We start from the raw sequence: 24,653 nt of genomic DNA, 5'->3' as shown, positions 1-24,653 counted from the left end.
TAGTTCTGAATTTATGGAACTTCTCTCTATGAGGTGGATAAAATTAGCATTTCTTTTTCTCTCTCTTCCGCTATTTGGCCAGCAATTAGGCTTTGCTCTTGAGCAGATCAACGGTCAGGCGATAATTGATGCTGGACTGACAGGAAAGGGTGTTAAAATAGGTATCATTGATGGAGGCTTTCTGAGAGCAGATAAAAGCGAATCTCTCAAAAGTCTATTTGAAAATAACCAGGTGGCTGGCTATAAAGATTACCTTGATCCTGAAGCTAGATCATTTGCAGGAAGTGCAGCATTTGATGATGTTCACGGAACAGAGGTGTGGGAACTAGTTGGAGGTTTTAATACCGAAAGAAACGTGCAATATGGACTTGCAACAGGCGCTACCTACTACCTCGCACGAACAGACCATGGCGGATACGAGCGAAGACAGGAAGAAGAATTTGCTATTGAAGCGATGGAGTGGATGGCCAAAGAAGGAGTTCAAATCATTAACATTTCATTGGGCTACAATTTTGGATTTAACAACAAAAGGGAAAATTACCAGCAAGAGCAAATCGATGGTAAGAGCACCATTCTGACTCAGGCGATTGATCGTATCTCAGCTAATTATGGAATTTTATTCATTGTAGCTGCCGGTAACGATGGAAGCAATAAATGGGAAATTTTGGGATCACCGGGAGACGCAAAAAGTGCCTTAACGGTTGGGGCCACTAAAATCAAAGTGTGGGATGGGATGAAATACAGCTCCAAAGGGCCCGAGTGGCTGGATTATGTAAAACCGGAGATTTCATGCTATTCTTCGCTAGGCACCTCTTTCTCGGCTCCCGTTATTACCGGTCTGGCTGCATGTCTTTTGGAAATGGATCCCTCATTGACACCAGCAGAACTTAAAAACTTGATCATTCAATCCGGCAGTTTGCCCATACCAAATAATTACATTGGGTATGGCGTGCCTAACGCTAAAATAGCCATGAAGCTCCTGCAAGGGGTAGAACTAGAATTACCGACCGTTACACACACGCAAAAAAAAAGTTTAGCTATTTCTTTCAACGAGCCTTCTATATACGTGACTGTATATCACAAAATGAGTTGGCGAGTGATTCGAAAGGAAGTGATCCGAACGGATAGGACCCATATTAAAATCAAACGTAGAGAGGAAGCTGAATCGAGCACAGTGATTTGGGAAGGTGGAAATACGGAGATTGTGTGGGAAGATTAATTAAGTTTTTCACTAAGGGTGTCCATTTTCAATTAGTCGACTCGTCTAATAGGAAATAATTATCTTAACTAAAACACTACAGAAAGATGAAAAAGTATTTGTACGTATTTCGTGGCGGAGATGAAGGCTATGCGGATCAATCACCAGAGCAGATGCAGGCCCACATGCAACGATGGGGAGAATGGATGCAGAAAGTAAAAGCAGAAGGCTACCCACTTCAGCAAGAAGGAAAGGTGGTTGGACCTGGTGGTAAAATTGTAACCGATGGACCATTTACAGAAGGAAAAGAAATTGTCGGCGGTTATGTTCATCTGGACGCCAAAGATTTGGATCATGCAGTAGAGCTCTCTAAAGACTGTCCCATCTTTGAATTTGGTGGAACCACAGAGGTCAGAGAGATCATCACTGAGATGGGGATGTAAAATCATCATTAGTGTCATCCTGAACATAATGAAGGAGCTAACGCTTATTTGAAGAAGATCCTTCGTTGCATTCAGGATGACATTTTAATTGTGCCCTTAATGAAAACGCCTCAATTAGTTGACCATTTTTTTAGAACTGAGTACGGTAAAGCCGTATCACATCTTACCAGCAGGTTTGGTGCATCTCATCTGGAGCTGGCAGAGGATAGTGTGCAAGAAGCACTAATAAAGGCAATGCAAACCTGGCCCTATTCACAAATTCCCGACAATCCTACCGGATGGATATTAAGAGTGGCTAGAAATAAAATGATTGATCAGCTGAGAAGGGATCAAAAAACAAACAAACAGGAGGTTCCTGAAGGTGCAGAGGAAATGAGAGCAGATTTATCACTGGAATCCATCAATGACGACATGGTACGGATGATGTTTGCATGTTGTCATCCCTCATTAAGTCAGGAATATCAAATCATTCTGACTTTAAAGATATTAGGAGGTCTATCGATTCGTGAGATATCCAGTTCCTTGTTGAAAAAGGAAGAAACAGTAGCGAAGACTTACACCCGCGCCAAAAAGAAATTTAAAAAGGACGAAATAAAACTGCTCCTCCCTCCTGCCCATGAGATTGAAAAAAGACTGGATATGGTGCTGAAAATTATCTATCTACTCTTCAACGAAGGATACAAATCTGCGGAGGGAGAAACACTCATCAGAAAAGAGCTCTGCGAAGATGCCATGCGATTAAACAAGGTCCTCATTGACAGTGAAATCTGCAATACACCTTCTGCAAATGCCCTGATGGCCCTCATGCATTTTCATGCATCACGTTTCGAAGCGCGAACGGATTCCGATGGAAATGTCATTTCATTGGAAGATCAGGATCGCTCAAAGTGGGACAGTCGATTAATCGATCTTGGGCTCAACTATTTAGACGCTGCTTCCGCTGAAAATGAGTTAAATGAATACTTGATTCAAGCTGCCATCAGTGCCGCTCATTGCAGAGCTGCTACTTTTGAAGGTACTGATTGGAACAATATCCTTTCACTTTATGACCTACAACTCCAATTAACTCCTAATCCCATTGTGGAATTAAACAGGGTCGTAGCGCTTGAAAAAGTCCACGGACCTTTATTAGGCCTAAGAGAAATTGAGCGACTGGAGGCTACTCAGTTCTTTGATGAGTATTACCTTTTTTATGCAATAAAAAGCGAAATACAACAACGGATGGGAAATAACGATGAGGCTATTCAATCGATAAAAAGGGCAATTGAACTAACCAAGAACGAAAAAGAAAAACTATTCCTGATCAAAAAACTCGACAGGATAAGTCGCTAAGGCTATATCCTTAGCTATTTCATAGGGTTTAGCATTGACTCATGAAAAGATTAACCACCTTTTATTCACCTAGCTAATTACATTCGACTATTCTTGACAAAATTCAGCTTAGCATCTGATCTCAATCAGAGCAAATACAAGCCTAAATGAGGACCTTTCAAGAAAATTTAAAGGATGAAAAATCTCATTACTCTTCTTACGCTTTCGATGCTGTCTGCCTGTGCCGTCTCGGTGAAAACCTATCAAAAACCAGATCAGTCTTTTGAGAATTATGAAACTTGGTGCTGGCTGGAAGGGTGTGAAGTGACTTACCAGGGACCGGACTATCTCTATGACCAACGAGTAGTAGATGAAATTGCGAATGCAGTTGCTTTTAACATGTATCAAAAGGGTTATCAGCAAGGTGATGATTCATCCAATCTGGTAGTAAATTTCTTTATGATTTTAGAAGAAGATTCTGCTGAGGTAAATAATTTGTATAGCGGAACTTACCAGGGTGAAAGAGAATGGTTAACCATGATGTATCCGGAATACCAGAAGTTTTTAAAAGGCAGTTTGGTTATAGATGTATTGGACAGACAAAAGTCGGAGTTGGTTTGGCGATCTACAGCTGTCAAGTACCTGGAGATGAACCCCATTTACAACAAAGATGAAATCTGGAAAGGGGTTGAGAAAGCAATGAAAGAACTTCCTGGCAAGAGTGACTAAATGGAGGTTTAGTTCTACTTCCAATCAATTACTTGTTGCTGTACCTTTGCGCTCCCATGAGCAAGAAGGAATATGAGTTGATCGAACTACCCAATGGCATTCGGGTCATTCACAAAGAAGTAAATCACACTAAAATCGCCCATGTAGGCATCATGCTGGACATTGGCAGCCGAGATGAGTCTTTGGAAGAGCAAGGACTTGCTCACTTTCTTGAGCACATGGTTTTTAAGGGGACAAACAAACGAAGTTCATACCACATCATCAATAGACTGGAATCTTTAGGTGGAGAACTCAATGCATATACGACAAAGGAAAAAATATGCTTTTACGCTTCTTTGCTGGATATACACCTTGATAAAGCAGTAGAGTTGTTATGCGATATCACCTTCAATTCCATCTTCCCCGAAAAGCAAATTGAAAAGGAGCGAACAGTCATACTGGAAGAAATGAGCATGTATCGGGATACACCTGAAGATTCTATTCAGGATGACTTTGATGAGCAGCTCTTTCCAAATCACTCGTTAGGACGAAATATTTTAGGAACCGAAAAGACGGTTGCTTCTTTTCAAAAAGGAGATTTCAGGGCTTTTCTTGATCGAAATCTGAACACAGAGAAAATCATCCTGTCAAGTGTCGGAAATTACTCCGCCAAGAAGATCCAACGACTGGCAACCAAATACCTGAAGGACATCCCACATAAAAATCATACACCGGAAAGAGTTTGGTTTTCAGGCTATAGCCCTTCCAGAAAAGAACAGAAAAAATCCATCACCCAAGCCCACTTTGCAATGGGGATGCCCTCCCTGAGCATCAAGGACAAAAATCGAATTCCATTTTTCTTTCTCGTCAACCTTTTAGGTGGACCAAGTATGAGTTCACGATTGAATTTGAGTTTGCGAGAAAAACATGGTCTGGTATATGGTGTAGATGCCAGCTACGCTCCTTATCTGGAGACTGGTCAGTTTGCTGTCTATTTTGCTACTGACCCTAAAAATCTAAAGAAAAGCCAACGCATTATTCTAAAGGAAATAGAGGCGTTGAAGAATAAGCCATTAGGCAATATGCAATTGCATAAGGCCAAAAATCAGATCAAAGGTCAAATGGCACTTTCAGAAGAAAATAAAAATGCCATTATGCTAATGATGGCAAAAAGCCAGCTCGACCTCAATAAAGTGCCGGATATTAATAGCGTATTTGATAAGATTGATGGCATTACCGCTAATCATATCCAAGAGTTAGCAAAACAATATTTACCTACAGACCAGATGAGTGCCTTGACTTATCTGCCGGAATAATTCTATCTTTACCTACATGGAATTTCTACCTGAAGATCTTCAGAAATATGTGGAAGATCACTCCGAGCCTGAATCTGATTTGCTTCAGCAGATCAACAGGGAAACTCACCTCCATGTTTTAAAACCACGGATGCTTTCAGGTCACCTTCAGGGCAGGGTACTATCCATGCTCTCCCATATGATCAGGCCGAAGAATATCCTGGAAATTGGAACCTATACAGGATATGCTGCTCTTTGCATGGCTGAAGGAATGCAACCAGATGGTCGGCTGATTACGATTGATAATAATGAGGAGCTTTCGCTGAGAACGAAAGAATACTTTACTCAGTCAGATTATGCAGATCAAATTGATCTGCGCATCGGTAACGGGCTGGATATCATCCCAACTTTAAAGGAAAAGTGGGATTTAGTCTTCATAGACGCAGATAAAGAAAATTATGCAAACTATTTCGATCAGGTGATAGGCCAGGTAAATAAAGGGGGATTCATCATTGCTGATAATGTACTCTGGAGTGGTAAAGTTTTTGATACTTCAAAAAAAGACAAGGACACGGAAGCCATTAGAGCCTTCAATCAAAAGATGCATACTGATCCAGGAGTGCAAAACGTTTTATTCCCGATTCGCGACGGATTAATGATATTGAGAAAATTATGAAGCGATTAGCTACAAGCTTTAAGTTACAAGTAACAAGTCTCCTCTTGTTTTTACTCACCACAACCAGTCTATTAGCTCAGACCGTTCCCAATGAGATGATGTTAGGTGATTTACGCTTAACCATCAATGAGTCTACAAGAAGACAAATTCAAAAAGATGTAGACCGTCTTACCCAAAGTCAAACCTATTTCAACATACTTGTGGACCGGATGAACCTGTATTTTCCCATTATAGAACGGGAACACGGTGAAGCGGGCATTCCGGATGAAATCAAATTTTTAGCTATTCAGGAAAGTGCACTGATATCAGATGCAGTCTCCTCAGCAAATGCCGTAGGTTTTTGGCAGTTTAAAGACTTCACTGCCCGGGAAGTGGGACTGAGGGTGGACAGAAATGTAGACGAGCGCTTGAATATCGTTTCTGCCTCAAAAGGATCAGCCAAGTATCTCAACAGCCACAATTACTTTTTGAAAAATTGGGTCTATTCGGTAATGGCTTATAACACAGGAAGAGGTGGAGCTCAGAAATATGTGGACCAATCCAATCTCAACGCGAAGCGAATGACCATAAACAGCAAGACTCATTGGTATGTGAAAAAATTTATTGCTCATATCGTCGCGTTTACTCCTGCGGTTGGTCTTCCAAATTCTGAAGGCATCTGGCTCGATGAGATTACAGATGCCGGAGGTAAAAGCCTTGAACAAATAGCACGGGAACAAAATGTAGACGTAGAAGAACTGAAAAAGTATAATAAATGGTTAAAGCGTGGGGACGTCCCAAAAGATAAAGCGTATGCTGTTTTAATTCCTCGTCAGGGAACTCCTCCGAAAAAAGCTATAGCTCAAAACAACGCCAGACGTAGCAAAATCTCCGAGCCTCAAAAAAAGATTTATCCTACTGAACTAAAACCCGGTCTTACAGAAGCTAATAAATCGACAATCATTCCATTGAATGGAATTCCTTCGATTTTAGCGCGAGACGCTGATGATGTTCATACTTTGTCTGCACGCGCAGGTATTTCAGAAAAGAGATTCAGAAAGTATAACGACATGGGAGCTGCTGATAAGATTATCCCAAATGAGTTTTATTACATCAAAAAGAAGAAGGGGAAAGCAAAAATTGGATTTCATGTAGCGAAACGAAATGAAAACTTATGGGAGATTTCGCAGCAGTATGGCATTCGACTAGCTAAGCTGGCACAACGAAACCGAATGAGCATCATTGATGCTTTAAAACCTGGAAGGGTACTTTGGATGGACAAAACCCGCCCATCAGATGAACCAATTGCTTATCACGAATTGAGCAAACCTGTAATTACAAAGCCTGTTGCAAAAGTGACTGCCTCTACCCATAACGTAGATGATGCAGTTATTTCAGATGAATCATTTGAGGAGCCTATCGAGGAAGAAATCATTGAAGAAGAAGTACCCGACATAATTGTTCCTGTTGTTGATACCAAAGAAGAACGCCTTAAGAAAGTGAAAATTCATACTGTAGCAGCTGGAGAGTCACTATGGAGCATTTCTCAGTTATATGAGGTGGAGCTCGATGAACTTTTAAGATGGAATGAGTTACCCGATCCAGACGCCATTAGCATTGGTCAAAACATACAGGTAAAAGCTCCAATAGAAGAAGCTTCTGAGGGGAAAAACATCATCAGTCATACTGTTCAGCCCGGAGAGACCGTGTATGCAATTTCTCGAAAGTATGGCATGACTGTAGATGAAGTGATGGACCTAAATGGCCTATTAGGTTTCGATTTGAATGTTGGGCAAGATCTGAAGGTTTACAACGAATAAGGATTTAGCATTATTCATAATTCTGCTCAAAAGGAACCCTTAAATCGCTCGCTATTTGCTTAAGTGTTTTCATATCGCGCTGATCATTCCTATTGCAAGAAATCAGAATGCAGTTCTCTCCATCCTGAATGTAAGCCTTATAAAAATACATTTTCACATGACTTGAGCTTACTCTTGAGTTAACCGTCTGCGAAAGCTTTACCTCATTTATGAAAACCATAGTAGGATTCTTTAATTGATGGATGCTCTTCCCAGACTTGACAAGTTTATTTTTCGTATCTACAATGATTCTTTTACCTCTCAATTGAAGCCAAATAAGACCTGCACCAAGTAGAATCAAAATTATCGCTCCTGGAACAGGACCAACAAATAAAGCGATAACTCCAACGATAACTAAAATCCAGCCCAGCGATGCAACGATTTGCAGGTTGTTTTCAAAGTGGCGTAATCGATAAATCATAAGAGTAGAATTAGCAACTAATAATCAAAGTCCAGCCCTAATCGATCTTTTAGATCTTTCAGGTCCGGGTTTTGCTTCACCATGTAATCAAAAATATCAGTACTGGTGTAGAGCTTTTTTTCGTCCTTAATTTCTGCTATTTCCGTTCGAATGACGATGTGATCATTTTGAAGCTCAGCCCTAAAGTATTGAACCAGTTCGGCATCAAACTTCTCCAAAAAAGAAACCTCCAACTGACTCCCCAACATGATAACCACACTGTGATTTTCTCCTTTTTTTACCGATTTGCTAAGCACCAATCTTTCTGTATCCCCAGCATCCGTTTTTTGCTCAGCAAATGCCTTCCAAACACGCTGGAGATCATCCTCCGAATACACTGTTTCTTTTTTGTCTATTACAGGTGAAGCTTCCCCAGTTTCTTCTTTGGATTTCTTTTTCCCAAAAATGCTAGGAGTCTCTTTTGGCTTATCTGAAGTAGAGGGCTTTAGAACCGGACTTGGTTTTGGTTTTAATGGCTCTGATTGAATACTCCCCTCATTTGAGCTTAGCAGCGGCTCTTCCGTAGGTGGATGAGGCGCATCATCCTGCACAGGAATTGGCTCTTCTACTTTCTCTTCTTTAGCTGATTCGGCTTTTGGAATTTGACCAGGTGTTTCCTTAGGTTTTCCTTGATCCCCTTTATCTTCTGTTAGGTCACTATGTGGTCTTTTTTTTTTGCTCCATTTTCAGTGGAGCTAAGCGTTAGCGCGTTGGATAGATGAGCGAGCTTCATCAGGCACAACTCCACATGCAGTCGCTGATTTTTACTTTGTTTAAAGCTCAACTCAAATTGATTGGAAATATTTAATGCGGATAGCAGAAATGAAGGGCTACATTTTGCTGCCTGCTCCCCGTATTTTGATTTCAGATTATCCGTAACCTCCAACAAGGTGATGGTCTTATCATCTTTAGAAATTAGTAGATTTCTGAGGTGCTGCTGAAAACCATTCAGGAAGTTATTCCCATCAAATCCATTTCTTAAAACTTCATCAAAAAGCATCAAAGCCCCGGCCATATTCTGCGCCAGGAGATCATCTACCAGTTTGAAATAGTAATCATAGTCCAGAATATGGAGATTCTTGATGGTATCCTGATAGGTGATCTTCCCTTCTGAAGAAAAGGTCGTGATCAAATCGAAGATCGAGAGTGCATCCCGCAAGGCACCATCTGCTTTCTGTGCAATCAGGTGAAGGGCTTCTTTCTCTGCATCCACCTTTTCGCTTGTTGCAATTTTCTCCAGCTGCTTGACGATATCATTGACCTCAATCCGATTGAAATCATAAATCTGACACCTGGAAAGGATGGTAGGAATCACCTTGTGTTTCTCTGTTGTAGCCAGAATAAAAATGGCATACTCGGGAGGTTCCTCCAGCGTCTTTAAAAAAGCATTAAATGCCTGAGTGGAAAGCATGTGAACCTCATCTATGATGTACACTTTATACTTCCCTGTCTGCGGTGGATACCGCACCTGATCGATCAGGTTTCTAATATCCTCTACTGAGTTGTTGGATGCAGCATCCAACTCGAAAATGTTGAAATTATTGGTGCCCTCACCTGAATCACTCTCAAAGTCATTGATGGTTTTCGCCAGGATACGCGCGCATGTGGTTTTACCCACTCCTCTAGGCCCACAAAAGAGCAATGCCTGCCCCAGGTGATTAGATTTAATGGCATTTTCCAACGTGGTGGTAATATGCTCCTGCCCCACTACCTCTTCAAATCCAAGAGGTCTGTACTTACGTGCCGATACCACAAAATTTTCCATTCGGGTGGCAAGATACAGACATGATCAATTATGGGGAAATCTTCGTAAGGGTTTTTGAAATCGATCGGGTTTATCTTCAAAAAAAGAGAATGAAGAGAAGTACGTACCTAATCTTGACGGCTATTTTAACTAGCCTTTCCATAAATGCTCAATCGTTAAAAAAGGAAGATTTATATGGAAGTTACACCCTTAAAGAAATTAACTATATCTACACGGATACCACTATACAAGTAAGTCCTTCACAGGATGGCTTTTTCATTTTATCTCCACGGAGGTATGCCATTGCTTATAATCCAGGGCTGAATCCACGAAAACCGTTTGGGAATCTTTCCTCTCCTTCTGAAGAAGAGATACTTGCAGGTTTTAGGTCTTTCGCTTTTAATAGCGGCTCTTACCGCTTTGAGGATGGAGTATTTACTGCTTCTCCGGACTTTGCTAAAGTACCTGGATTTGAAGGAGGTGAACAAGTTTATGCAACAGAAGTGGAAGGAGCAATGCTCCACCTCTCTATGTATGATGAGACCTATCCAAGTGGGGAAAAACCGGCCTGGTTCAAGAAGCTGGTAATTAAACTTTCTTTTCAAAAAGAAGTCGCACCTTAGAACCATTTCTTATCATCGATTGTCTTAATGTCTCGCTGGGTAATGACTACCTTTGCATTAGTTCTTTTACATAATGGGGTCGACCGGAATCGACAGGAAGTGCAAAGCATATGCTAGCATGCCGGGTGGCGAGCGTACATCCGCAATAAATGCGTTCAAAATTGTAATTGGCGAGTCTAACTACGCTATGGCAGCATAATCTCAAATTAAAGTAGAGTTTATTTAGGGTTGAGCCACATAGGTTCCCCCTGTCACATCCTACCACACCTTTATCCTTAGGGTGAGGAATTGGGGTGTCGAACATAAGGGTTAGCTCAAGGCAGTGTTGTGAGTCATGAGTGAAATAAAGCAACTGGTTTTTCAGGTGGGTAGTTATTCGCCAGCCTGAGATTCGAGATTAAAAGAATAACTAAGCATGTAGAGGGTCTATGGTTTCCTTTGCTGGACGAGGGTTCGAATCCCTCCGACTCCACAAAATCAGAAAAGCTGGCCAAAGGTCGGCTTTTTTTGATTTTAATGATTTGGGATTTGAATCCGGTAAAAGAGGGTTCGAAATGTAGCGCAAGCGGAATTCACGAGGGGTTTAGCGCATGCCTGTGTGTACGAGTAATCCCTTGTCGGAGCTCCCCCTACAACCTGTCTCCTTACTAAATCGATTCACAGGATCGATTTTCACACTCAGTTCTCTCCATAAGCCAATTAGCCTCTTGATCAATCATTGAATGTCACACTGGTCAGTTGAAGTCCAATCCTATCCGGATGGATCATGTGCATGTGCTTTTCTATCGCCAGGATACGTTTGTCAATGTGCTTCAGGTACTTCGACAGTCCGCTTTCTAAAACGAGCACTTGACCATCAAATGAATTCATGCCGATATCTTTTTTTAATTCTTCTTTATTCTTCTCCAGATCATTTCGTGTAATGCAACTCTCTCGTAAAAAATCCAGAAACGCCTGATTGCTATATTTTACTTCAAAGTTATTGATGTCTTTCAGGGTCTTTTGGTATTCCTTTTTTCCAATGAGTAGCTCAGTGGTAGGTTCATGTAGAAAATCAATCATAACGGAATCAAAATGATGTAAATCCCTCAGTATCGTGATTGAGTATTCTCGGAATTCAGGATTTTGGCAAAACTGGGATAGGCCATCATAATTTTTTAGCGCTAATGACACCTCTAGCCACTTATTGGTTAATTCTTCGTATTGATCTTCAACATTTTGTGCTTTAAGGCTGGTTAGTGATCCTAAACTCAAGGCTGCCAGTACTGAAACTTGGTAGATAACTTTTGTCATGATTTCAATTAATTATGATAATCAAAACTAAAATGACCAACGGTTCAGTCAACTATGGAAAATTCGGTAAATGTGAGGGCAGAAATTACGGAACATTGTATCCGTATAAATACCGACCCTGAGTCGTGACTTTTAAAGATATATTTACAAAATGCGAGGTTTGAGTAAAATTGGCAACAAGCTGGCTTTAATAATGATTGGCCTTGCCATGATAGTGACTACATTCTTAGCTACACTCTTTTACTATCAGTTTGATCAGGCGCTCAAGGAACGGGTACTCCTTCAACTATCATCAGTCAAGCAACTCAAACTAGTCAAAATCAAAGCTGAAATATCAGATAGAATAGCGCTCTTTGGCACTCTCAAAAATGAGCTTTCTCCTTCTGTTAAAACAGCTGGCTTTTTTGCTTTTACAAAATCTGAAACCCAACCAACGAAAATTGGTGAATATCGATTGCCTGATGATGTGATTTGGTCAGACGAAACATACCTAATTGATTTTACCGAGCAGCACCCATCCAGAAAAATCATCATCGGGTTTGCTAGACGAACAGCCAATTATTATATCCTGGCCGTCGCTCAAATAACTGAGATTCAGGAAATACTACTTGAACGTACCGGACTTGGAGCAACTGGTGAATCCTACCTTGTAGGTAATGATTACCAATTAAAATCAAGGTCAAGATTTGACTTACCATTCGGAAAAGGAACAACTGTAAAGACAAATGGTGTGCTTAATGCACTTTCGGGTAAAGCTGGTGAGGATAGCTTTTTGGACTATCGGGGTGTACATGTTTTTAGTTCATATGATAAAATTCAATTTAATGGACTGACATGGGTGATGCTAAGTGAGATAAACTATGATGAAGCAATGGAGCCAATAGTCCGGTTAAGAAAAAACTTGTTAGCTATAGTTGCCATTATAATGGCCTTTATATTGATCGCATCGTACTACGTTTCCAATATGCTGGTAAGTCCAATCATTAGTATGGAGAAAAAGTTAATTCGGATGTCCGAGGGAGTTCTGGACGATGATTTTGTTGGTAAAAAGCGTGAAGATGAAATCGGGCACATGTTCCGGGCATTAAATAAACTTATCCATGCACTTGGAGAAACTATCAGATTCGCAGACGAAATAGGTTCGGGGAATTTTACCGCTGAATTCAAGCCCCTGGGACCACATGATAAACTCGGATCTTCTTTAGTTGAGATGAAAGAAAAACTTCAGCAATATCACGAAAATGAACTTTTGCATCAGAAAGAAAATCAGCGTTCAATATTGAGCGGTGAGGAAAAAGAAAGGTCCAGACTGGCACAGGAACTTCATGATGGGCTGGGCCCGATATTAACAACCTTACGACTGGATATCCAATCAACTTCCATCAATCAAAAACTCAAGCAACAACTTCTGAAAAAATTGGATTATACCATTCAGGAGGTAAGAAATATGTCCAATAACCTGATGCCCAGTGTACTTAAAGATTTTGGTGTCGGCGAGGCGATTACTAATATGGTAAAAGAAATTGATGGTAGCTCGGCCGTCTCAATTCGCTTTAAGCATGACATTCCATTGGATGCCGTACTTGAAGATCAAATTCAAATTTCAATCTATCGTATTGTCCAGGAAGCCATAAACAATTCATTAAAACATTCTAATGCGACAGATATCAAGCTATCGTTGACTTATTTCGAAGATCACCTAGATTTGTTTATTTCAGACAATGGACAGGGATTTGATGTGAATGAATTGGGAAATGGTAATGGGATTAGGAATATGAAAGAACGAGTGAAGCTTTTATCGGGAAGTATCAGTATCCAGAGTAGTTCCAGAGGGACTACAATTGAAATCGAAATACCTAATAATTCATGAGCCGTATAAAAATAGCTATCGTAGACGATCACCAACTATTTCGTGAGGGCATGATTTCACTACTTGAAAGAATTGAGAATATCGAGGTAGTTGGCAATGCATCCTCTGTTGATCGACTCTTTGAACTTTTGGCAAAAACGGATGTCGAAATCGTATTAATCGACATTTCCATGCCTGGTGGAGATGGACTTCAGGCAATTGAAAAAGCGCGTGATGAATTCCCGAAAGTTAAGTTTATTGTACTGACCATGCATGCAGAGGGACAGTATGTGGTAAAAGCAGTAAGAAACGGAGCTTACGGTTATTTAATTAAGAATGCTGACGAAGCAGAATTGCACGAAGCAATAAAACAGGTCTCTTTAGGTAACAAATATTTCAATAAAGAAATATCTCACCTTATGATAGGCAATATGGCTGTCGAAGGAGAATCTCATAAGAAACTTTCAGAACGTGAAATGGAGGTTTTACAACTTGTCTCAGATGGCAAAACAACAAAAGAAATTGCTGAAGAACTTTTTGTAAGTACACGAACGGTCGAAACTCACAGGGTGAATATGATGAAAAAATTGAACGTTCAAAATACGGCAGAGTTGATTAAGAAAGCAGCACATCTGCAACTCATTTAACCAAACCCTCCGTATTTCTACTGACTAATTTTTACAGATAAATTGCCAGTTCGGCACTTTGATATCTACCCTAATTTAGTATCTGGTAATCAAACGTTTAACTAAATGAAGATATTCGACATCATCAGTCTATTGATTTTTTGCTCCGGGCTTTTCATTTTCATCAATACCTTTTTTCTAAAACTACCTTCATCTATTGGATTAATGGTTTTGGCTCTCATTCTTTCGCTTGGAGTACTGACTTTTAGCATATTATTTCCAGAATATCATCTGGCTCAGCATGTTAAGCAATATGACTTCACAGATGTGATGTATCGGTTTGTTTTAAGTGTAATGCTTTTTGCTACTGCATTAAAAATAGATTTTCGTAAGCTTGGCAATCAACTTATCCCCGTGTTGATGCTTTCCTTCTTTGGCGTTTTAATATCCACCTTTGTCATTGGTACGATCATGTTCTTTTTGCTGGATTTTACCGGAAATGGCATAAGCTTCATCAGCTGCCTGGTGTTTGGAGCATTGATTTCTTCTACTGATCCTATTGCCATTACAAAGACCATTAGACAATATGATCTTTCAAAAAAGCTAGAGACCAAGATTTCAGGGGAATCCCTATTGAATGGTGGAATAGCTATTGTACTCGCCTATTCACTGGTAAACGTACAGCAAGAAGCTATATCACAAGGCTTGTTCACCACATGGGATGTGTCATTTATTTTTCTGCGAGATATCATAGGGGGATTAGTTGTTGGAGTTCTATTTGGATGGCTAGGGTTTAAACTTTTAAAACTGATTGATAACGATGTGGTAGAAGCAGAAGTCTTAATTACACTGGCATTAGTCATGATGGGATCTTATCTAGGCGATTCTCTTTCTGTCTCCTCCATGATGGTTGCCATACTCACCGGCCTCATCATAGGAAATTATGGTAGAAGTGAAACCGGAGAGAGTGCAGTAGGTGAATATGTTTACAAATTTTGGAGATTAATTGAAGAAACCCTGGCTGCTATGTTGTTTGTCCTTATTGGATTTGAAATGCTGGTTATACCGTTGAGGCTTGATTATTTCGCTATAGGCTTTTTCGCAGTTGTAGTTGTCATATTCGCACGATGGCTAAGTGTCTTCATACCAATAAAATTAATGTCGAAAAAACGAACATTCGATCAAGGCACCATCTCTGTTCTCTCGTGGGGAGCCATAAGAGGTGGACTACCAGTTGCATTTACACTCTCACTGGCACATGGGTTTGAAGGAAAGGAAATTATAGTGACTTTGACGTATGTGGTAGTCGTTTGTTCAATTCTCTATCAAGGACTTAGTACGACCACCTTGATGAAGCAGTACGAATCAAATAATTCAAGAAAAAGTAAGTTGTCCTCAGCATAAAAGCGGTTTTATTAGTTGAGTTGAGTTAAAACCCCATCAAGACGGTGGGGTTTATTTTTTGACCAAAAAATGGAAGACTTCTTTGGTCTACTGTGTCACACATAAAACTCGACCTAGTTTGCTCTCTGAAAACTACTTTAGTTCTTCTCTTCGCTCAAATAACACGCTTCCATCCTGAATCAGAATAAAATCAATTGTTTTTAAACCTGCAGTTCGAATAGTAGACAATTGCAAAGCGTCATTCCCAGGCACAAAAAAATCAATTTCTTCAGTGACAGTTTCACCTACTTCCGAATGTAGCAACAGTTGAAGTACGCCTTCTACTTCTTCCAATGTGTCGTTGATGATCGTTAGTTGAATCTGATTATCAACAACCTTTGGGATAACTGCGACTGGCGCAAACAAAGTTTTTAACTCCTCATAAAAGATCTTCTTGTTACCAAATACATCTATGGCACTCCAACTTGCGCCTGGCCAGCAATCATTGAGTTGCCAGAAAAGACTTCCCCAGCAATGCCCTTTTTTCAATCGATGAGCATCAATTGCCAGTTTCATGGCTTTCGACTGGGTAAGCTGACTTTTCAGAAGAAAATCGTTAAAATCTTTTGGCTCTCCAAAATATTTGGAGGCCTGCTTTGAAATAAGTCCGTTACCCACATAGCTTTTCTGGTGATGTTTCATTACATCTGAATTCAAATCCCAATCAGACGAATCAGCATAATAGGCGACCGTCTGTTTTTTTGGAAATGATTGAAATCCGTACTCACTCATGAATCTGCCAACATTTTTCTCATAAGCCTCAAACTCATCATCGCCGTGCCAAACGCCCCAATAATGCATGCTGCCGAAGTTGAAGTTCGCCGGTGTTCCCCAATTGCTCAATGGAGAGGTCGTGGTATAACTACGATCATCTAATTGCGCCAGCCAACCGGGAAGCTGTTCATGAAAAAGATGCAGATAATCTTTCCACAACTGAGAGGAATCTGCTTTAGAATACCCAAACTGACTCTGCCACCCCCAATTTTTCCAGGCAACCTCTATCTCGTTGTTTCCATTCCAATGAATGATTGAGGGATGATTTCTCAATCGCTTCACATTATCCACAACCTCAGATTCCACATTCCTGATGAAACTTTCATCCCCGGGATACATCGTGTTTGCAAACATGAAATCCTGCCAGACCAAAATGCCGTTTTTATCACACAAATCATAGAAAATATCATTCTCATAGATTCCTCCTCCCCAGACCCGAAGCATATTCATGTTGGCTTCTTTTACTGCTCCAATAAGCGTATGATAATCCTCTTTCCGGACAGATGGTAGAAAGTGACTTTGAGGAATATAATTTGCGCCTCTGGCGAAGAGTGGCTCACCATTTACTTTGAAATAAAAAGACTTACCTATTGAGTCTGCATCCTGGATCAGCTCTACGGTCCTTAATCCAATACGTTCTTCTCGCTCATCGATCACTATCCCATCTCTTTTCATAGTTACAGGGATCTTGTACAAATGAGGTTCACCCCAGCCATTAGGCCACCATCGTTTGGGATTGTCGATATGGATGGACATATCAATTTCATTCATACCTTCAACCAAGGAAACAATTGAGTCTTTTTTCATGGTTGAGAGTTTTACTTCGAAGTTTGACGTTGACGTTATCTGCAGAACTATTTGAAGTTCAGCTCGCTCTTTGGTCAGGGATTGCTGAATTACCTGAACATCCACCATTTTAGCATCATCCCAACTTTGAAGGTAGACTGATCGCCATATCCCGGCAGTAACCAGGCGTGGACCCCAGTCCCATCCGAAATGATAAGGTGCTTTCCGGACATACGGACTCACTTTGATTGGGGCATTTTCATTACTAGCCGGTAACTCATAGCCCATTGACTCTACCCTGGTCTTGTTGAACTCAATTGGTGACTTAAACCGAATCAATAGGTGATTCCTCTTCGCTTTCAATATTTCGCCAACATCTACGTTCCAGGTTCTGAACATATTATCAGCTTCCAAAACCAGAGAGTCATTCAGGTAAACATCTGCGTAGGTATCCAGCCCTTCAAATACCAGATTATGTTGCTTTTTAGCTAGTATATCGGTTGACAGATTAAAAGTAGTTTGATACTCCCAGTTTTCGTTTTCCACCCACTGGACGTCCAGCTCGTTTGTACCTTTCCATGGATTCGGTATGAGCTCATTTGCCAGCAGGTCAGTATGCACTACTCCCGGGACAGTAGCCGGGAACCACTCTTTCGTGCCCTCCTGCCTGAAAGTCCAACCTCCAGAAAGGTCAGTTTTGATATTGGTGGTAGATGGTTGCGAACAGGACAGAGTAACCAGAATCAAAATCGACAGAAGGTTAAGCTTTCTCATCCAGTGTGCTTCTTAACTGCCTAATCTTTTCAATACTGGAAACTGTAAGCTTCTCTTCCGGAATATCTGCAGAACCATTCATGGGTACCTTGATAGGATAAATGGAATTTCTTTGAACGTATTCTTTTGCTGAGAGATGAAATTCTGTGCAACCCACTTTAACTAATGATTCGATATTATCAATATTAATGCCGCCTCCGGGCAAAATTATGAGTTGGTCCTGTGCGAATTTTATCAAGTCTCCAATCAATGCTTTTCCTTTTGCTGCAGTGCATTCCTGACCGGAGGTAAGTACGCGATCCACATCCAATTCGATCAGGTCATCTAACGCCGATATTGGATCTGGAACCTGATCAAATGCCCGATGAAAAGTAAATGGCAATCCCTCAGACTGTTCCATCAATATCTTGGTTCTCACTTTATCGATAGCACCATCTGGCAACAAAACACCTGAAACTATGCCACCAACTCCCAGTTGCTTACAGTGTTCAATTTCTCGTTTCATGAGATCAAACTCCAAGTCAGTATAGGTGAAATCTCCGCCTCTAGGTCGAATTAAAACGAAAACAGGTATGCTCAGTTGCTCAATAGCCTTTTCGATGGACGCATGACTCGGAGTAGTTCCTCCTTCCCACAAATTATCGCATAATTCTATTCTATGTGCCCCACCCCTCTCGGCATTGATTGCCGAATGAATTGTAGTAGCACATATCTCTAGTTGGAATTTCATAAACTTACACTGAATTCGTCGATGAAAAGCCAGGCTTTGCTTCCTGCTGCATCATGCCATTCCGGGCATTCACCTATGTTATTGGCAATTAGCTTGACGTAACGAGTTTCAACAACATCTTTCAACCTTAGGGTATATGATTGAGTTGCCTCCTTTTTATCTTCCGGGTATTTCTGATTCTTAATCACTCCAAGTTCTTCAAAAATCTCTCCATCTAATGAAACTTTATAGGTCACATCTGTTGGATAAAAAATCCATGCGTTGTTGTATTGCAAGTAGCCGGAAGAAAGCTCTTGAATCTTTGTTGGAGCCCCCAGATCAATAGTAACTTCTATATCATTTCCCCAGAACCCCTGCCAATTACCATCACGAAATTGATGACTACCACGCTGACCATCGGTAAGTGCAGTCTCTCCCCCCGCTGGATAATTAGCATTCCACTTATAGGCATATTCCGGTATCAATCCATTGGCAAGATGAGGATGAAAAGCTTGCATAATCGTGTCTCTAAAAGAAGTTCCGCCTCGTTCAAAAGTTATCGACCATTTTTGAGGTTCTTCGATCATCACAGGTTCGTAGTATGTCTGTTGCTCATCATTTACTGAATAGTGTATTTTGAACGTTGGATCATAGGATTCCAGAACAGCAAACAATTTCCTATTCCGAATTTGTGTAGATGTCTGAACCGGAATCTTTTCAAATCCATAATTAACACCAAGCTGATCCAACAAAGTGTAATGGTCAGCCACCCTTGACCTAAACTCGGAGTAGTTTTTAGAGGTACCCCATAGCACCTCAGCCATAGCTAGCATGCGTGGAAAAACTTTAGAATCAATCTTAGGCTGTGGTGCCCGCTCTGACCACATATTGCATTCACCACCTAGGATTAACTGAGCCTCTTCCTGCGAAATTTCAGGAGGAATGGGATCAAAATTATAGACCTTTTCCATGTCAATATCATTCAATCCATAATCAAAGTACGCATGAGATGTTGGAGACATAATTGCATGATGGCCCTGATTTACAGCCGCTTTGGCACCATCAAAACCTCTCCAGCTTTGAACAATAGCACCATCAGGTAGACCTCCCTCTAAGATTTCATCCCAGCCTATCATTTTTTTTCCTTTCGTCTCCAAGAAAGCACCAACCCTTCCAATGAAATAGCTTTGAAGTTCATGCTCATCATGCAGGTTTTGTTCTTTTACCCTACGCTGACATTTCTCACAGTGCTCCCACCTGAACTTGGGGACTTCATCCCCCCCTATGTGAATATATTCAGAAGGGAACAGTTCAATCACTTCTGTTAGGACATCCTCCAGAAAGATGAACGTAGAATCATTACCTGCACAGTAAATTTCTTTAAAGACTCCCCACTCTGTTTCTACCTCAAAAGGACCTCCTGTGCATGAAAGATTTGGATATGAAGCAAGAGCAGCTTGTGAATGTCCGGGCAGCTCAATCTCCGGTACCACCGTCACCCCACGTTCTTCCGCATAAGCCACCACTTCTCGAATGTTTTCTTTGGTATAGTAGCCTCCATATTTTCCACCTTTTCCATCATCTCGCCAGGCTCCAATACTTGTAAGTTTGGGGTACTTGTCAATTTCAATTCGCCATCCCTGATCCTCTGTTAAGTGCCAATGCAATACATTCATTTTGTACAATGCCAGTAGGTCAATGTATCTCTTGACAAAATCAACTTCCATGAAATGCCTCGAACAATCCAGTAGTAATCCCCGCCATTCAAAGCGGGGACCATCTACGATCGTTAAAGCTGGAATTTGGTGATTCTGATTCTGAAGCAATAATTGACGAAGCGTCTGCATTCCATAAAGAAGCGCCTGGCAACTCCCTCCTGAGACTGTAATTTGCTTAGGATCAACTGAAAGCAAATATTCATTTTTGCCACGTTCATCCAACTGAAAGACAATAGCATTGTCGCTCGGGTTTGTCGTCTCATTTATCGAGTAGCCTGTCAATTCAATTAAATAGTCACTAACAATCTTAAGGTTACAGGATTCTGGTAAGATCAACGAAGTGTTTTCATTGATTTCAAACACTCCATTTTGTATGTTCAGCTCAACCGGGGCAGGGATGATGGATGGCTCCTTGGATGATTTTGATTTGTTACAACTGGTAATAAGTAGTACCGATACCAGTATTTTACAAATTAACATTGAGCGCCCCATTGAAGCTAAAGTAAATAAAGTAATAGGTAATTGCGCGTCTCCACAATGGCAAAAGATTTGTCGCTTTCGTAAAACCGACTTGGTGTCCTCAGTTACAACGAAATACCACCATCTATCGTCAATGCCTGACCAGTGATAAATGATGTCTGATCCGAGCATAACCAATAAATAGATTCTGCAATTTCATCTACTTTGGCATAGCGTTTCATGGGTGTAGCTCTTAGTAAGCGTTCCTTCAATTCCGGCTTGGTGGCATGTAATTGATCAAAATGGGTAGTATCCGTATAACCGGGACAAACGGCATTGACCCGGATATTTTGACGACCATACTCCAACGCAACGGTCTTTGTCATACTCAAAACAGCTGCTTTGCTTGCCGCATATGAGACGTGGTTAGGGGCAGCTATTTGGCCTGCCAGAGAAGATACATTTACAATAATCCCATGTCCTTGCTCCACCATATACGGAATGGCATATTTCATCCCGTAATACACGCCACTCTGATTTACCGAAACAACACGATCCCAATCTTCAATCGAAGAATCTGCAGTTTTAGCAATCTTAGATTGACTTATTCCGGCATTGTTGATCAGCACATCCAGGCTACCAAAGCGATCATATGCTGCTTTCATAAGCTGTGAAACATGCTTCGGATCCGATACATCAGTAGTAAATGCAATAGAAGATTTGGGACGAATTGTATTAAGTTGATGCATCAGAGCATCCACTCCTTCTTTATCCCGGTCTGATAAAACAACGTTCATCGACCCATGCAGGCTCATTAATCTGGCGGTAGCGGCACCAATTCCATGAGCTGCGCCGGTGATTACGCACACTCTGTTTGATTCCATAGGATTAATTTAGCTCATAAATATGTGATTTGGTAATAATCACACAAGCTTCCCTCATGAAATGTAATCCTAACCCTGAGTTTGGCCTATCTGACCAGAATTATAATATTCTACGATCTTTTTAAGATCACTCTCATTATTAAACCTGAGATTTGATTGCTTTACAAATTTGGTTAATGATTTAGAGTTGAATATTTCGAGATTTTTTTTCTTCCCACTACTGACTTCAATTGCCTTACCATCAAAGACTAAAAAGAATTCCTCAATCGCCTGAATGTCTGAATCAGTATCATTGACTAATGTTGGTGATGTGGCTGCTTTTGGTGCTATCATCCTTTTACACTTCAACAGTCTTACTACACCCTCCTCTAGAAGTTGAAGAAATCCGGTCACATCTCTGCTATTCTCAAACTGAATACTTTGTTTAGAAATGAACACTTCAGGTCTCAATCGATCCACACTAAACCACTCAAATGACTCAATAAAACTTCCATTTATGGCTTTTATGTTATTCCCTAGTATGACTTCAAGCTGATTTTTAATGAGGTCATATCGCATGTAATAGGCGATCAGTGAGTCCCCGTTTTTTAGATGAATATTTCCAGCATTCCAGCTTTGATCAAAATGATACCTACCAATAGCAGTTAAATCGACAGTCGGGACTTTGGTTTCCACATGCTTATCTCCAAAGAAAAATGGATTGTATGTTGGTATCTGACTCTGGCAGGTATTATACCCTAAGAAAAGAAACACCAAAAGCAGCGACCTGGAAATAAAAACATTCATAATTGTTGTTAACGAAAATCTGCCTAAAAGTTCGATTTAATTAACTGATCGTTTTTATTATTCCTTGAAAATTCTTTTTGTGAATACTCCTTCTCTATTTGTGATGTTCACAATGTAGATGCCACTCTTCAATGTTGATAAATTGATTTTCTCCGTCATATTCCATTCATCAAATGATAGCACCAGCTTTCCATCAAGGTCCAATATTTCCACTTTATCCCCTTGTAAAACTCCTCTTATGGACACATAATCATCTACAGGGTTGGGAAAGATTTCTACGCCATCAACTGATTTAGATGCTACAGATGTGACAGTGCCGTCGAATATAGCTTTTGCAAATTGAAAAGCTTCTATTCCTATGCTTTCACCAATAATTCGACCGGGAATGTCATCAAACGCAGGGTGAATACCTCCCCATATTCTTGATAATGAACATTGATCGGAAGCATCTCTGTAAGTAGCCCACTGAAGAATCACATCTTCACTTGGCCCTTCTTCAAATACAAGAAATTCATTTTGCCTGGCAACAAACTCACCTACTCCTCCGGGAAAATATTCACTTCCGGTCAGCATTGTTAGAACTTCTGCCGCAGCACGCGAGTAGGTACTGTGGCCAGAAACATAGCCTGCAAATGGAGGAGTTACAAAGGTGGGTCGCTGATAAGGCCACCAGTTCTCAGCAAGAATCCAATCCACGCCTGCATAATCTGTTTCCGGATTATTTATATAATCGGGTCCCCTCCATGCTTTCAATTTGATTTTATTTAAATGCTCATTTTGACTTCCAACTAGCGGGTCGTTCTCATCAACCAGTTCAATAAGCCCATCGACAAGAGGAATACCATTGACATCAAAGTTTGGTAAGTTCTCATCAGATGACTGACCCAGGTCAGCCATGTATCTAATTGCTGAAATGGGTCTTACATAATCATAGTACCCCTTCAAGCCCCATGCAGATATTGCCACATCATGCATGGTTCCTCCCAACATAAAATACGCTTTGACGTCCCATTCTAAGTCGCTCAAAACTTCACCTTCCCCTTCGAACTTTTTCTCAAAATCAGGATGGTCATTTACATAATTAAGAATAGTAAACCAATGCCCGGGAGGGGTTTCGGAATCCGGTCCATCGGCCCAAAATTCAGCCAAAACTCGTGCGTAATCACCAAGCTTAACTACTTGCTCAGTGTAGGGCATGCCGGTTATTGGATTTGTCTCTCTGCCAGTTGAAACATCTCCTCCATTAACATAATCATAAAAAGAGCCATATGCGTCAAATGAAGTTGGCATTTCTTCGATAGCTATATTTCCTAAACTTTTCGGTGAAATATCAAGGCTTACATCAATTGCCGGGTCTAAGTGACTGGACCATACCGCTACCATGGAAAACCCCCACTGATACAAGGAGTCCAAATTATTTTCTTCTCCCAGCAAAGGTGGCATCCCAGGATCATGGAAAATCCTGTAATTATCACCTTCTTTCTCCAATATTTGAGATGCTGAAGTATTGAGGGAAAATGGATTTACATTACCCCATTCAGGACTTAAAAATTCCGGTACTGCACCAGGAATCTCATTACCGCTTTGATCTATAAAGACTTCAAAACCTAAAGGTTGCCAGCGGTTTGGGTCAGTCATGTTTGGATTTCCGGGAGAATCAGGACTTAGAAACTCGTTAATAGGAACATAGTATTCGTTCTCATAATCGTTTGCTTCATTGGCTCCATCCTGAAATCCATATTTTATGTACTCATCGGCAATGAAATTGCCAAACGCTGCAGCAGATCCCGTTGAATAATCAATGGAGGTAAAAGATGGATCATACCCTAAACTGGTAAACAAGGAGTCTACTAAGGATTCAGTTTCACCCCAATCAGGTGAATTTTGAAATCGATGCTTGATCAGGCGATATGCTGCGTAACTAATACTCTTATTTTTAAGCTCATTTACATCTTGAGCACCAGGATTAAACCCGTCAAATTCTGAAATAAACCCATGAACAGTATTACCAATCAAATATGGGGTTTCTCCTTCCAAGAGCGACCATGCATCATAGGTTGCTGCTGACACTTGAAACAAATTTCTTGCATGTACAGTAGGTCTTGCAAAATCATTTCTTATCGCCTCAAGTAAGGCTTCATTCCAAATCCTTGCAGTAGATTTTTCCTGAGAAAACCCTGCTACACTAATGAATACGAGTATCAAACTCATGAATCTCCTCTCCATATCCTGTAAATAGTATTTTTTAATTGCAAA

The 24,653-nt window shown here is 40.7% G+C and carries 21 protein-coding genes and 1 other RNA gene; 12 read left to right on the top strand and 10 right to left on the bottom strand.

Going from position 1 to position 24,653, the window contains the following annotated elements:
• Positions 1-28 precede the first annotated feature (28 nt).
• The 7 genes from ACO05G_RS02580 (at position 29) to ACO05G_RS02550 (ending at position 7,430) form a co-directional block, all read left to right on the top strand.
• Positions 29-1,219, top strand: a complete 1,191-nt coding sequence (locus ACO05G_RS02580; protein ID WP_421764550.1) for a S8 family serine peptidase — start codon at positions 29-31, stop codon at positions 1,217-1,219.
• Between the two features lie 86 nt (positions 1,220-1,305).
• Entirely contained in the window at positions 1,306-1,641 is a 336-nt protein-coding gene (locus ACO05G_RS02575) for a YciI family protein (RefSeq protein WP_421764549.1), read from the top strand.
• Positions 1,642-1,740: 99 nt separating this feature from the next.
• Positions 1,741-2,973, top strand: coding sequence for an RNA polymerase sigma factor (locus ACO05G_RS02570; protein ID WP_421764548.1), 1,233 nt, complete (start codon positions 1,741-1,743; stop codon positions 2,971-2,973).
• A gap of 174 nt (positions 2,974-3,147) precedes the next feature.
• The gene (locus ACO05G_RS02565; protein WP_421764547.1) at positions 3,148-3,681 is read left to right on the top strand and encodes a DUF4136 domain-containing protein; all 534 of its coding nucleotides are present in this window, start codon (positions 3,148-3,150) and stop codon (positions 3,679-3,681) included.
• A gap of 56 nt (positions 3,682-3,737) precedes the next feature.
• Positions 3,738-4,976, top strand: a complete 1,239-nt coding sequence (locus ACO05G_RS02560) for a pitrilysin family protein (protein ID WP_348284910.1) — start codon at positions 3,738-3,740, stop codon at positions 4,974-4,976.
• 16 nt (positions 4,977-4,992) lie between these two features.
• Positions 4,993-5,631: an O-methyltransferase gene (locus ACO05G_RS02555; protein ID WP_421764546.1), complete on the top strand. Its 639-nt coding sequence runs from the start codon at positions 4,993-4,995 to the stop codon at positions 5,629-5,631.
• On the top strand, positions 5,628-7,430 hold the full coding sequence (locus ACO05G_RS02550; RefSeq protein WP_421764545.1) for a LysM peptidoglycan-binding domain-containing protein: 1,803 nt from the start codon (positions 5,628-5,630) through the stop codon (positions 7,428-7,430). The genes ACO05G_RS02555 and ACO05G_RS02550 overlap by 4 nt, the downstream gene beginning before the upstream one ends.
• 10 nt (positions 7,431-7,440) lie before the next feature.
• On the opposite strand, the gene ACO05G_RS02545 is transcribed toward ACO05G_RS02550, so the two are convergent.
• The 3 genes from ACO05G_RS02545 to dnaX all read right to left on the bottom strand — a co-directional run bounded on the left by ACO05G_RS02545 (position 7,441) and on the right by dnaX (position 9,694).
• Positions 7,441-7,890, bottom strand: coding sequence for a hypothetical protein (locus ACO05G_RS02545; protein WP_421764544.1), 450 nt, complete (start codon positions 7,888-7,890; stop codon positions 7,441-7,443).
• Between the two features lie 17 nt (positions 7,891-7,907).
• Positions 7,908-8,480 carry a hypothetical protein gene (locus ACO05G_RS02540; RefSeq protein WP_421764543.1) on the bottom strand — a complete coding sequence of 191 codons (573 nt, stop codon included), beginning with the start codon at positions 8,478-8,480 and terminating at the stop codon, positions 7,908-7,910.
• Between the two features lie 98 nt (positions 8,481-8,578).
• Positions 8,579-9,694: a DNA polymerase III subunit gamma/tau gene (gene dnaX / locus ACO05G_RS02535; protein WP_421764542.1), complete on the bottom strand. Its 1,116-nt coding sequence runs from the start codon at positions 9,692-9,694 to the stop codon at positions 8,579-8,581.
• Between the two features lie 89 nt (positions 9,695-9,783).
• Between dnaX and ACO05G_RS02530 the strand changes: the two genes are divergently transcribed.
• Together ACO05G_RS02530 and ssrA are read left to right on the top strand one after the other, a co-directional pair.
• Positions 9,784-10,296, top strand: coding sequence for a hypothetical protein (locus ACO05G_RS02530; protein ID WP_421764541.1), 513 nt, complete (start codon positions 9,784-9,786; stop codon positions 10,294-10,296).
• A gap of 75 nt (positions 10,297-10,371) precedes the next feature.
• Positions 10,372-10,771, top strand: a transfer-messenger RNA (tmRNA) gene (gene ssrA, locus ACO05G_RS02525).
• A 236-nt stretch (positions 10,772-11,007) separates the two neighbouring features.
• Here the strand turns inward: ssrA and ACO05G_RS02520 are convergent.
• Positions 11,008-11,589, bottom strand: coding sequence for a hypothetical protein (locus ACO05G_RS02520; RefSeq protein WP_421764540.1), 582 nt, complete (start codon positions 11,587-11,589; stop codon positions 11,008-11,010).
• A gap of 160 nt (positions 11,590-11,749) precedes the next feature.
• On the opposite strand from ACO05G_RS02520, the gene ACO05G_RS02515 reads away from it, so the two are divergent.
• From ACO05G_RS02515 to ACO05G_RS02505, 3 genes are all read left to right on the top strand, one after another.
• The gene (locus ACO05G_RS02515; RefSeq protein ID WP_421764539.1) at positions 11,750-13,459 is read left to right on the top strand and encodes an ATP-binding protein; all 1,710 of its coding nucleotides are present in this window, start codon (positions 11,750-11,752) and stop codon (positions 13,457-13,459) included.
• Positions 13,456-14,085: a response regulator gene (locus ACO05G_RS02510; protein WP_421764538.1), complete on the top strand. Its 630-nt coding sequence runs from the start codon at positions 13,456-13,458 to the stop codon at positions 14,083-14,085. The genes ACO05G_RS02515 and ACO05G_RS02510 overlap by 4 nt, the downstream gene beginning before the upstream one ends.
• Positions 14,086-14,190: 105 nt before the next feature.
• Positions 14,191-15,468, top strand: a complete 1,278-nt coding sequence (locus ACO05G_RS02505) for a cation:proton antiporter (protein WP_421764537.1) — start codon at positions 14,191-14,193, stop codon at positions 15,466-15,468.
• Between the two features lie 132 nt (positions 15,469-15,600).
• Here the strand turns inward: ACO05G_RS02505 and ACO05G_RS02500 are convergent, their stop codons facing one another.
• The 6 genes from ACO05G_RS02500 to ACO05G_RS02475 all read right to left on the bottom strand — a co-directional run bounded on the left by ACO05G_RS02500 (position 15,601) and on the right by ACO05G_RS02475 (position 24,623).
• Positions 15,601-17,841 (bottom strand): glycoside hydrolase family 2 protein, encoded by a 2,241-nt coding sequence (locus tag ACO05G_RS02500; protein ID WP_421764536.1) that lies wholly within the window; start codon positions 17,839-17,841, stop codon positions 15,601-15,603.
• Positions 17,828-18,571, bottom strand: a complete 744-nt coding sequence (locus ACO05G_RS02495; RefSeq protein WP_421764535.1) for a copper homeostasis protein CutC — start codon at positions 18,569-18,571, stop codon at positions 17,828-17,830. The genes ACO05G_RS02500 and ACO05G_RS02495 overlap by 14 nt, the downstream gene beginning before the upstream one ends.
• A complete protein-coding gene (locus tag ACO05G_RS02490; protein ID WP_421764534.1) occupies positions 18,568-20,919 on the bottom strand; it encodes a family 20 glycosylhydrolase in 2,352 nt (783 codons plus the stop codon). The genes ACO05G_RS02495 and ACO05G_RS02490 overlap by 4 nt, the downstream gene beginning before the upstream one ends.
• A complete protein-coding gene (locus ACO05G_RS02485; RefSeq protein ID WP_421764533.1) occupies positions 20,853-21,611 on the bottom strand; it encodes an SDR family NAD(P)-dependent oxidoreductase in 759 nt (252 codons plus the stop codon). The genes ACO05G_RS02490 and ACO05G_RS02485 overlap by 67 nt, the downstream gene beginning before the upstream one ends.
• Before the next feature lie 69 nt (positions 21,612-21,680).
• On the bottom strand, positions 21,681-22,397 hold the full coding sequence (locus ACO05G_RS02480) for a hypothetical protein (RefSeq protein ID WP_421764532.1): 717 nt from the start codon (positions 22,395-22,397) through the stop codon (positions 21,681-21,683).
• Between the two features lie 57 nt (positions 22,398-22,454).
• Positions 22,455-24,623, bottom strand: a complete 2,169-nt coding sequence (locus tag ACO05G_RS02475; protein ID WP_421764531.1) for a T9SS type A sorting domain-containing protein — start codon at positions 24,621-24,623, stop codon at positions 22,455-22,457.
• Positions 24,624-24,653 lie beyond the last annotated feature (30 nt).

The organism is Ekhidna sp. (assembly GCF_965227465.1).
In the GTDB taxonomy this organism is placed as follows: domain Bacteria; phylum Bacteroidota; class Bacteroidia; order Cytophagales; family Cyclobacteriaceae; genus Ekhidna.
This window is presented reverse-complemented; position numbering and strand designations above follow the sequence as displayed.